At 67.0% G+C, this 7361-nt stretch carries 4 protein-coding genes; 1 reads left to right on the top strand and 3 read right to left on the bottom strand.

From position 1 onward, the window contains the following. Positions 1 to 328: 328 nt before the first annotated feature. Positions 329 to 2482 (bottom strand): RNA polymerase recycling motor ATPase HelR, encoded by a 2154-nt coding sequence (gene helR, locus MJ785_RS10110; RefSeq protein WP_239380563.1) that lies wholly within the window; start codon positions 2480 to 2482, stop codon positions 329 to 331. Between the two features lie 585 nt (positions 2483 to 3067). On the opposite strand from helR, the gene MJ785_RS10105 reads away from it, so the two are divergent. After that, positions 3068 to 4723 carry an effector-associated domain EAD1-containing protein gene (locus MJ785_RS10105; protein WP_239380561.1) on the top strand — a complete coding sequence of 552 codons (1656 nt, stop codon included), beginning with the start codon at positions 3068 to 3070 and terminating at the stop codon, positions 4721 to 4723. Between the two features lie 175 nt (positions 4724 to 4898). On the opposite strand, the gene MJ785_RS10100 is transcribed toward MJ785_RS10105, so the two are convergent. Both MJ785_RS10100 and MJ785_RS10095 read right to left on the bottom strand, forming a co-directional pair. Then, on the bottom strand, positions 4899 to 6830 hold the full coding sequence (locus MJ785_RS10100; RefSeq protein ID WP_239312865.1) for an endonuclease/exonuclease/phosphatase family protein: 1932 nt from the start codon (positions 6828 to 6830) through the stop codon (positions 4899 to 4901). Between the two features lie 317 nt (positions 6831 to 7147). After that, positions 7148 to 7361: hypothetical protein (locus MJ785_RS10095; RefSeq protein ID WP_239380559.1), on the bottom strand; the 214-nt coding region annotated here is incomplete at its 5' end.

Genomic DNA, 7361 nt, shown 5'->3' with positions numbered 1-7361 from the left:
AGCGCCCGGCTCTAGGGGACGCGGCGTCGCGGGGCTGGGGCACGCGCCCCAGCCCCGCTCCTTGATCCACGCCCCTATTGCCGGGCGCTCTTGGCCATCAACTCCAGTCACGGCCCAGCTATGCCCATGGGTTCATCCGTATTTTGTGTGGTGTTCGCTCCGGGGCTATGTCGGCACGCTGGACATGGCTGCGGCCGGGACAATCAACGACCGGTACCAGCCCGAGCAGGAGCTACCGCACGGGGGCAACAGAGAACCCAACCGTAGCCGAACGCGTGGGCACAGGTCAGCCGGCTAGGTGGCGTTCTCGACGAGGTCTCGGCCGATGTCAGGAGCTCGTGAGGATGACGAGTCGCTGGGTCGCTCGCGTCATCGCTACATAGCGGTCGACCGCTCCTTCGATGCCGTCGCCGAACCCCTCCGGGTCAATGAGGACAACCAGGTCGAACTCGAGCCCCTTTGACAGCTCCGGGGTCAGCGACCGGACGCGGGAGGTCGCCCGGAACGCGGGATCGCCGATGACGCAGGCGATCCCGTCGGCCTGCGCGGCAAGCCAGGTATCGAGGATCGAGCCCAGGTCCGAAGCTGATCCGTGCATGACGGGGATATCGCCGCCACGGATGGAGGTCGGCACGTTGGCGTCCGGAAGCACAGCCCGGATGACCGGCTCGGCTTCCGCCATGACCTCTTCCGGCGTCCGGTAGTTGATGCTCAGGGAGGCCAGGTTGATCTGGCCGAGTCCGATCCGCTCGAGCCGTTCCTGCCACGACTCTGTGAACCCGTGCCTGGCCTGGGCACGGTCCCCGACGATGGTGAAGCTCCGGGACGGGCAGCGCAGCAGCAGCATCTGCCACTCCGCGTCGGTCAGTTCCTGAGCCTCGTCCACGACGATGTGCGCGAACGGGCCGGCGAGCAGGTCCGGGTCGGTACTGGGCGGTGCGGTCCCGTCGGCTAGGACGTCCTGGAAGTCCTCGCCGCGCAGCATCGTCACCAGGCCTACGCCGTATTCATCATCGGCAGCCTGGATCAGGTTGTCGACGACCTTGGCCATCTGCTCGCACTCGGCGGCGACAGCGGCGTTATGCCGGCGCTTACGCCGGGACGCCCGCGGGTCGCCGAGCCGCTGCCGGGCCGCGTCCAGGAGCGGCAGATCGGACACCGTCCAGGCCTGGGTGTCCCCACGCTGCAGCGCCTGAACGTCATCGGGGCTGAGCCAGGGAGCGCACTTGCGCAGGTAGGCGGGTACCGACCACAGGTCCGCGACGAGGTCAGCCGCTTCGAGCAGCGGCCACGCCCGGTTGAAGGTCGTAAGCAGCTCCTCGTTCCGCGGCAGCGACTTCCGGAGCAGGTCAGCTGAGACGTCGCCATCGTGCTTGTCCGTTATGATCGCGATCAGCTCCGCCCAGATCCGCTCGCGCGCATCGTTGTGCGGAGTACCGGGGTCTGGTGCGTCGAACGCCTCGGCCCAATCGTCGGCGCTCAACCAGATGTCAGACCAGTGGGTCGTGACCGTCATGCCCGTGGCGGGCGGCTCCTCGTAGAACCTAACGGCCGTCTCGATCGCCTTCACCAGGTCCGCGGACGACTTCAGGAGGGCCACGTCCGGGTCGGTCTCGACCGCTGCCGCGGCTCCCTCGGCGACGAGGTCCCGCAGGGTGCAGGTCTGCACGCCCTTCTCGCCGACACTGGGCAGGACGTCTGCGACGTAAGCCAGGTAGGGCTGGTGTGGACCGACGAACAGCACGCCGCCCCGGCGGCGACCGAGGCGAGGGTCGGAGTAGAGAAGGTAGGCGGAGCGGTGCAGAGCGACAACGGTCTTCCCCGTACCGGGACCGCCGTCGACGACGAGAGCGCCGTCGGAGCCCGCGCGGATGATAGCGTCCTGATCGGCCTGGATGGTGCCGAGCACGTCCCGCATCCGGGGCGACCGGTTGCTGGCCAGGCTGGCGATGAAGGCGGACTGGTCGTCGAGCGCGGCGTGCCCGTCAAACCCGTCCACAGTGAACACCTCATCCCAGTAGTCGCTGACCCGGCCGCGGGTCCAGCGATACCTGCGGCGGCTTGCCAGACCCATCGGGTTGGCGTGGGTCGCCCCGAAGAACGGCTCAGCCGCGGGGGAACGCCAGTCGAGCAGCAGCCGGCGACCCCCGCTGTCCGTGAGGCCAAGTCGTCCGACGTACAGGGGCTCGGGGTTGTCCGCGCTGACGATGCGTCCGAGGCACAGGTCCAAACCGAAGCGACGCAGGGCGCGCAGGCGAGCGGTCAGCCGGTGGATCTCCATGTCCCGCTCCATCGCCTCCTGGCCTATGCCGCCGGGTGCCTTGCGCTCGGCGTCGAGGCGGTCGGACAGGTCAGCGATCGACTGCTCGAGACTCTCCGCGATGGCCGCGAAGTGCTGCTCGTCACCGGCGATCAGTGTCGGGTCGGCCTTGGGGGTGAGATGGTCGGGAAGGTCGAACGCGCTGGCGATCAGGGGGTTCACGTCGTCGGTTCCGATCTGGGGTTCGTGACCTTGGGGCCTGTCTGGCAAATCTTCGATCGCGCGGATCGATGCCCAGCAGGCACCCCGCCGCATCGCTCCCGTACCCCGCTGCGCGCCGCACGGGGACCCCGCTGTCCGCAGCCTTGCGAACCGCCTGCTGGATCACCACCCGCATCGACCAATATCCACCAGGCAGGCCCGGGGGGTCTCGCCCGTACGTCCTTCGCGGGGGACGCCTCTGCGTGTGGCCGATCCCGCGTAGCGCAGCCGCGTCAGCGGGATCCTCTCTCCGTCAGCGACCTGGCCTGCGATGTAGGCGAACGCGCCGCAGTGACAGATATGCAGGTCGGCGAGTTGAGCCGGCGGGATGCTGGCCCGCGAAGCGGTCACCCAGGCATCACCGACGTATATTCTATGATCCGCCGTGCCGTTGGCGCCGCCACCCCTCAACTGGCATCGCCGTTGAGACGGAACAGTCGGTGGTCCTGGTGTAGGCCACGCCTCGCTGTCCTCCCAGCCCGTCAGTGGGCGGATGCGGTCGTATCCTTCTTCCGCGATCTACAGGCATCGGAGTGAGGAGTCGGGGTGGCCTTGCTGGGCGGGGCGGCACATGGGAACGACGACGTTCGCATACTGCGGTCCGCGCTCGCGGTGGCCTTCTCCAACCAGACCGCCGCGCACCACCTTCTTCTGGAGATCGGCATCCCGGCCGACCGGCATCTCGACTGGGTCGGACTCAACGCGACGCTGTGGTGGGCGGAGACGTTCCGCTCGTTCGAGAACGGAATCGCCGTCGACCCCTACCGTCGGATCGCGCGGGCCGCGCTCGAGATGTTTCCGGGCAACCCGGTGTTTCAGCGATTCGCCGACCTGCCTGTGGTTGATCCGCTGCCGGTACCGCCGGTACCGCGTGATGATGACGCCCGTGACAGCCCCGGCGAATCCGCGGACACAGACGACACGGTACGGGAGCCTGTCACGTCCGTGCCGACATCTGTTCCTGAGTCACGCGCCCTGACCGCAACCGGCCCAGACAGGCCGCCTGAGACCGACGAACCGCATGCCGCCGCCGCTCCAACCATCCTGCCTACGCCGACGAAAGAGGCCTGGCCACGCCATACTCGGCCAGGCCGTACTCGGGCCCGAACGATCGGACTGGCAAGCGGCCTGATCGCCGTGACGGTGGCCGTTGCGGTGACAGCTGTCCTTGTGTTCGCCCCCAGCGGGGACGACGCTCGGACGGGTCCGGACCGCAGGGTAACCGCGGCACCGCCAGCTGTGCCGTTCGGCGGATTCGACACGGCCCGGCCGATGCTGCTGAAGGGGCAGACCAGCAATGTTACCAGCGTGGCTATCAACGGTTCTGGAACGGTGGCCGCGACTGGCGGCGAGAACGGAAAAATCATTCTCTATGACACGTCCTCCGGAAAAAGCACAGCAACCCTGATCGGGGTCCATTCCGGTCGTGTCGACGCTCTCGCGTTCAGCCCGGACGGAACAATTCTCGCCAGCGGTGGAATGGACAAGACTGTCGTTCTGTGGGATCTCGCGGGACATGCACCGCCGAGGCGAATGACAGGGCACCGCGATAACATCCGCTCGCTGTCGTTCTCGCCGGATGGTGCCACGCTGGTCAGCGCGAGCCAGGATCACACCGCCCGGGTCTGGAATATCGCCACGGGTGAAGCGGGGGTGGTACAAGCGGACGGCGAACTCTGGAGTACGGAGGTGGATCCGACCGGGCGCTGGTTCGTCACTGTCGCCGAACCAGCCAGGCCGGGCACACCGGATTCGCAGGGAAAAATAGTCCTCTGGGATATCAACCGCCTACAGCCGGTGGGAGAACCCGCATATGCACCGGGATCGGTCTTCACGGCCTCCTTCAACCCGAACGGGACGATGCTCGCGACCGGCCAGGACAACGGCGGTCCGATTGTGCTGTGGCATGTCGACCAGACCGGCGTGCATTTCGCCTCGGACCTGAACGGCCATGGCGGCGGGGTGCTGTGTCTCGACTTCACTCCGGACGGCCGGACGCTGGTGTCCGGCGCCTACGACAACACAGTGCTACTGCAGTGGGACGTAACCAGCGGCAACGTCGAAACCAAATCCCTGACTGAACCGCCGGGCACCGCTGCGGGCGGGTCGCATGTGCGCGAGCTGCATATCAGCGCGAATGGCGCTGCGCTGGTCTACGCGGGCGACCGAATGGATGCTTGGTTGTGGCGCCGTGCCGACTGACTATCGCTTTTGCGATGACCGCGCTTGTCGTTCAGCCTGCCTGGTCTGTCAATATGGCCCTGGTCGATCATGAGTGCGGCTCACCACACCTAACCGGTCCGTCACCGCGGGTCAACCCGCCCGGAGACTGGGCCGCCTGGACCATCGTACGCGCCGGTCCAGGCGGCCCGGCGATTCAGGGCTTCACCACGCTCCAGCGCTCGGCCGGGATGTCCTGGCACTCGTAAAGCGAGGCGTAACCACTCTGGCCGTCGGGAGACAGCAGACACAGGTGGTTCGCCTCGTTACGGAAGCGGATGGTCCCGTCTGGGTAGCTCTCGGCCAGCCAACGCTGGCCAGCCCCGTCGACGCCGCGGGGGGCGTCGCACACCTGGAGCACGGCAGCCGTTGTCTTGGTGGCGTGCTCGTCCCGGCTGCCCAGGCACCAAAGGTCACCGTCCAGGCTCTTGATTCGGACCAGGTTGTCGTCCGGGCTAATCCGCTGGATGTTCCAGCCGAAATCTTGCTTCTCCCACAACCACCAATAGATCCACCAGCTGGCGGGCGGCTTGGATGCGGTATAGACCTCGGTGTTGGCGACCTTGCCGATCCGCCGCAGCCGGCCATTGAACGCGGATTCGAGTCGCACGTTCGCGTCAGTCGTCTGCCAGTTTGTAGGGAGGGAGGAAGGGCTGTCCCACCACCGCTGGGCAGCGTCCTGGGTGCACGGCGCCGCGGTCACCGAGTTGCCAGCCGGAGTCAGGCAGAGCCCGGGGAAGGCCACGCTCTGCCAGCGTTGTGGTCCGCCGTTGTCGTCGTTCGGCACCGGGTCGTCCTCAAGATGGCTGATCGTCCACTGCGAGCGCGGGTCATCGCACGTGTCGGCGACGATCCGGGAGGACACGTCCCGGCGGGCGTCCGGCGCGACCGCGACGCAGTCTCCGGTGCCGACGTTGCGCAGGTAGTGGGTAAGCGAGTCGGTGGTGTACATCCGGTAGGTCTGGTTGTTGTCGTAGCGGGCGTCCCCGATCGCGATCGAACGGTCCGGGTTCTCCTGCAGCAGACGGCCGCTCGGTGTGGCCAGCACGGTGCCGTAGACGCGGGCCGGGGCTGGCGGCTGGGCCGGCGGCGGTGTCCGGGCAAAGTCCACAGGCACGTGGTCGGATCCAGCACCCCTCGGAATGGTCGCGGTGAACGCTGGCAGGCCGTGCGTTATCGCGTAGTCCAGCTCACTCGGGTTGTTGCCGTTGATGAACGTCGGCTGACCCGTGCGGACCAGGGTCTCATCAGCGCGCAGATGCAGCGACTGGTTGCGGGCCTCGTCGTCGGAACGGTTGAGGATGTTCAGGTTGAAGTCGCCGACCAGGACCCAGTTGCGGCCATCGGTGGCCGCGAAGTTCCGAACCTGGTTGAGCAGTCCGGGCACGTCCTCGCCGCGGGCATGCGTGTTCCAATACCAGGTGTTCCCGAACCGCAGACCGAGCAGCGGACGCGCCCGGTAACGGTTGTTCGGGGCGTTCGGGTTCGGGTCGTAGGCCGGGTTCTCGAGTACGCGGACCTCATCGGCCTGGGAATCGGTGACCATCGCCACGTTCATCTGGCCGCCGTCCCACGTGTCCAGGCCCGTGTCACCGACCCGGCGGGGGTCCGTCTGCAGGAAGTACACGTAACGGTTGCCGCCGCTCGGGCCACCCGGCCAGGTCACCTGCGTGACCGAACCGGGGAAGGGGCTGGGGCGGGACGGATTGAGCCGGATCTGCCGGAAGTTGCTCCGGTCCATGCTCGCCGGCATCGGCGGCCCGCTGCCGGCCTCCTGCAGCGCCACCACCGCGTTGTGCGCGGTCAGCCGCTGGATCTCCGACCGCCAGGTCAATCCGTTGTCGGAGCCGTGCATGTTGTATGTGGCGAACGACGACGTGCCGTCATTGTTCACGGCCTGCGCCGCCGAGGTGTTCAGCGTCAATGTCGTGGCCAGGACCGCCGGCCCGACCAGAACGGCGACCACAGCGGTGATCCAGCGCCGTCGACGCTCCCGTGTCGTCGGATTTTTGTGCCTCGGCTCGGGCAACCGCCGTGGTGCGGTGGTACGTCGTCGCGTCACGGCGGTGATCGGGTCGATTAATGGCATGAAGGGTCCTTCCGGTCAATAATCGCGGCGGCGCCTGCCGGCGGCACTGCTCGTACCGGCTGGCCTGCGTCTCGAAACACGTGGGAACCTCCTGCGTTCGAGTGGACGCTCCTCTCATCGGCGCCGTGGAGGAGCGCGTACCGATCGTCCGATCTTGCTGTTGCCCAGCCGCCGATGGCCTCGCCCCCGTACCGGCCCCTGGTCCACTACGGGGCATCGAAGGTTACGGAGCTTGACGTTAGCGACTATAGGAAAATCGCCGCTGTCGTGTATCTCGGAAGCCTGTCGGAAAACTGTCATGTATATACATGACGAAATCATGGCGGCTGGGAGGCGGTGCACGACGCGATGCCCGCCGAAAAGGTATTCGCGCTGGTCAGGGCTATGCCCTCGATGGGCTCACCAAGGGTCTTGTTGCCGATGCCCGCCCGATCGGATGCTGGGGCCAGCTCACGGCCCGCGACATCCAGCGTTACTTCACCACGGGATGGACGCTGATAATCTTGTTGCCGAACCCGGCAGGCACATGAC

The organism is Protofrankia sp. CiT1 (assembly GCF_917627335.1).
Lineage (GTDB): Bacteria > Actinomycetota > Actinomycetes > Frankiales > Frankiaceae > Protofrankia.
Note: the sequence above shows the minus strand (reverse complement) of the source record. Positions and strands in the feature narration are given on the sequence as shown.

What these genes read in the sequence shown, in the direction of transcription:
- MJ785_RS10100 (WP_239312865.1), bottom strand. Translation starts at nt 6,830, where the DNA reads ATGCCATTAATCGACCCGATCACCGCCGTGACGCGACGACGTACCACC.